Source organism: Mycobacterium sp. GA-1841 (assembly GCF_001954135.1).
Classification (GTDB): Bacteria; Actinomycetota; Actinomycetes; order Mycobacteriales; family Mycobacteriaceae; genus Mycobacterium.
This window is the reverse complement of sequence record NZ_MBEQ01000100.1, coordinates 1-3562: the sequence shown is the minus strand read 5'-3', so window position 1 is coordinate 3562 and position 3562 is coordinate 1. Positions and strand designations below refer to the sequence as shown.

Here is a 3562-nt window from a genome sequence, read left to right as displayed (position 1 = left end):
GTGTTGTTGCCTCACTTTGGTGGTGGGGTGTGGTGTTTGATTTGTGGATAGTGGTTGCGAGCATCTAGCACGCGAATGTGTGGCGCCGGCCTTCGGGTGGGTGTCGCTTTTTTGTGTGTTGATGTGCAATTTCTTTTGAAACTCATTTTTTGGTTTTTGTGTTGTAAGTGTTTAAGGGCGCATGGTGGATGCCTTGGCACTGGGAGCCGATGAAGGACGTTGGAGGCTGCGATATGCCTCGGGGAGCTGCCAACCGAGCGTTGATCCGAGGATGTCCGAATGGGGAAACCCGGCACGAGTGATGTCGTGTCACCCACTACTGAATACATAGGTAGTGGGGGGGAACGCGGGGAAGTGAAACATCTCAGTACCCGTAGGAAGAGAAAACAAAAGTGATTCCGTGAGTAGTGGCGAGCGAAAGCGGAGGATGGCTAAACCGTATGCATGTGATACCGGGTAGGGGTTGTGTGTGCGGGGTTGTGGGACCTGTTTTTCCAGTTCTACTCAGCTGGAGGGTAGTGAGAAAATGTTGTGGTTAACGGAAGTGGTTTGGGATGACCTGCCGTAGACGGTGAGAGCCCGGTACGTGAAAACCTGACATCTGCCTTGAACAGTGTTCCCGAGTAGCAGCGGGCCCGTGAAATCTGCTGTGAATCTGCCGGGACCACCCGGTAAGCCTGAATACTTCCCAGTGACCGATAGCGGATTAGTACCGTGAGGGAATGGTGAAAAGTACCCCGGGAGGGGAGTGAAATAGTACCTGAAACCGTGCGCTTACAATCCGTCAGAGCCCTCGTTTTACGTGGGGTGATGGCGTGCCTTTTGAAGAATGAGCCTGCGAGTCAGGGACATGTCGCGAGGTTAACCCGTGTGGGGTAGCCGCAGCGAAAGCGAGTCTGAATAGGGCGTATCCAATCCGTAGGGGTTGGTGTAGTGGTGTGTTCTGGACCCGAAGCGGAGTGATCTACCCATGGCCAGGGTGAAGCGCGGGTAAGACCGCGTGGAGGCCCGAACCCACTTAGGTTGAAGACTGAGGGGATGAGCTGTGGGTAGGGGTGAAAGGCCAATCAAACTCCGTGATAGCTGGTTCTCCCCGAAATGCATTTAGGTGCAGCGTCACATGTTTCTTGTTGGAGGTAGAGCTACTGGATGGCCGATGGGCCCCACAGGGTTACTGACGTCAGCCAAACTCCGAATGCCGACAAGTCCAAGAGTGTGGCAGTGAGACGGCGGGGGATAAGCTCCGTGCGTCGAGAGGGAAACAGCCCAGATCGCCGGCTAAGGCCCCTAAGCGTGTGCTAAGTGGAAAAGGATGTGCAGTCGCGAAGACAACCAGGAGGTTGGCTTAGAAGCAGCCACCCTTGAAAGAGTGCGTAATAGCTCACTGGTCAAGTGATTGTGCGCCGATAATGTAGCGGGGCTCAAGCACACCGCCGAAGCCGCGGCAACGTATATATACGTTGGGTAGGGGAGCGTCCTGCATCCGGTGAAGCAGCAGAGTGATCTAGCTGTGGAGGGTGTGGGAGTGAGAATGCAGGCATGAGTAGCGAATAGGCAAGTGAGAACCTTGCCCGCCGAAAGACCAAGGGTTCCTGGGCCAGGCCAGTCCTCCCAGGGTGAGTCGGGACCTAAGGCGAGGCCGACAGGCGTAGTCGATGGACAACGGGTTGATATTCCCGTACCCGTGTATGTGCGTCCCTGATGAATCCATTGTGCTAACCATCCAAAACCACCGTGACCAATCCCTTCGGGGTGCGGCGTTGGTGGGGCTGCGTGGGACCCCGGTGGGTAGTAGTCAAGCGATGGGGTGACGCAGGAAGGTAGCCGTACCAGTCAGTGGTTGTACTGGGGTAAGCCGGTAGGGAGAAACGTAGGCAAATCCGCGTTTCACATATCCTGAGAGGTGATGCATAGCCGTTTGAGGCGAATTCGGTGATCCTATGCTGCCAAGAAAAGCCTCTAGCGAGGACATACACGGCCCGTACCCCAAACCAACACAGGTGGTCAGGTAGAGAATACTAAGGCGTACGAGTGAACTATGGTTAAGGAACTCGGCAAAATGCCCCCGTAACTTCGGGAGAAGGGGGACCCCCATATCGTCAAGGCCCGTGCGGCCGGCAGCGGGAGGGGGTGGCACAAACCAGTGAGAAGCGACTGTTTACTAAAAACACAGGTCCGTGCGAAGTCGCAAGACGATGTATACGGACTGACGCCTGCCCGGTGCTGGAAGGTTAAGAGGACCCGTTAACCCTTCGGGGTGAAGCGGAGAATTTAAGCCCCAGTAAACGGCGGTGGTAACTATAACCATCCTAAGGTAGCGAAATTCCTTGTCGGGTAAGTTCCGACCTGCACGAATGGCGTAACGACTTCTCAACTGTCTCAACCATAGACTCGGCGAAATTGCACTACGAGTAAAGATGCTCGTTACGCGCGGCAGGACGAAAAGACCCCGGGACCTTCACTACAACTTGGTATTGGTGCTCGATACGGTTTGTGTAGGATAGGTGGGAGACTGTGAAGCATGCACGCCAGTGTGTGTGGAGTCGTTGTTGAAATACCACTCTGATCGTATTGGGCCTCTAACCTCGGACCGTATATCCGGTTCAGGGACAGTGCCTGGTGGGTAGTTTAACTGGGGCGGTTGCCTCCTAAAATGTAACGGAGGCGCCCAAAGGTTCCCTCAACCTGGACGGCAATCAGGTGTTGAGTGTAAGTGCACAAGGGAGCTTGACTGCGAGACGTACATGTCGAGCAGGGACGAAAGTCGGGACTAGTGATCCGGCACCTCTGAGTGGAAGGGGTGTCGCTCAACGGATAAAAGGTACCCCGGGGATAACAGGCTGATCTTCCCCAAGAGTCCATATCGACGGGATGGTTTGGCACCTCGATGTCGGCTCGTCGCATCCTGGGGCTGGAGCAGGTCCCAAGGGTTGGGCTGTTCGCCCATTAAAGCGGCACGCGAGCTGGGTTTAGAACGTCGTGAGACAGTTCGGTCTCTATCCGCCGCGCGCGTCAGAAGCTTGAGGAAATCTGTCCCTAGTACGAGAGGACCGGGACGGACGAACCTCTGGTACACCAGTTGTTCCACCAGGAGCACCGCTGGATAGCCACGTTCGGACAGGATAACCGCTGAAAGCATCTAAGCGGGAAACCCCCTCCAAGACCAGGCTTCTCACCCTTTTAGAGGGATAAGGCCCCCCGCAGACCACGGGATTGATAGACCAGACCTAGAAGCCCAGCAATGGGTGCAGGGAACTGGCACTAACCGGCCGAAAACTTACAACAACCCACAAACACCACATGTTTGGGTTTTCAGTAAGACACACACCTTGTCTCGCAACCACACCACAAACACCCCACACACTTGTGTGCTCGGAGTGCCACCGCACCCCACCACCAAAACACAAGGATTCACACCCAAAAAAGGGTGAATAGAGTTACGGCGGTCCATAGCGGCAGGGAAACGCCCGGTCCCATCCCGAACCCGGAAGCTAAGCCTGCCAGCGCCGATGATACTGCCCTATCGGGTGGAAAAGTAGGACACCGCCGAACACAAATTAAG

2 rRNA genes are annotated in these 3562 nt (G+C 55.4%); both read left to right on the top strand.

The features are described from left to right. Positions 1-161 precede the first annotated feature (161 nt). A 23S ribosomal RNA gene (locus tag A5740_RS23450) occupies positions 162-3285 on the top strand. Positions 3286-3438: 153 nt separating this feature from the next. Next, positions 3439-3552: ribosomal RNA gene (rrf, locus tag A5740_RS23445) — 5S ribosomal RNA — on the top strand. Positions 3553-3562: the final 10 nt, after the last annotated feature.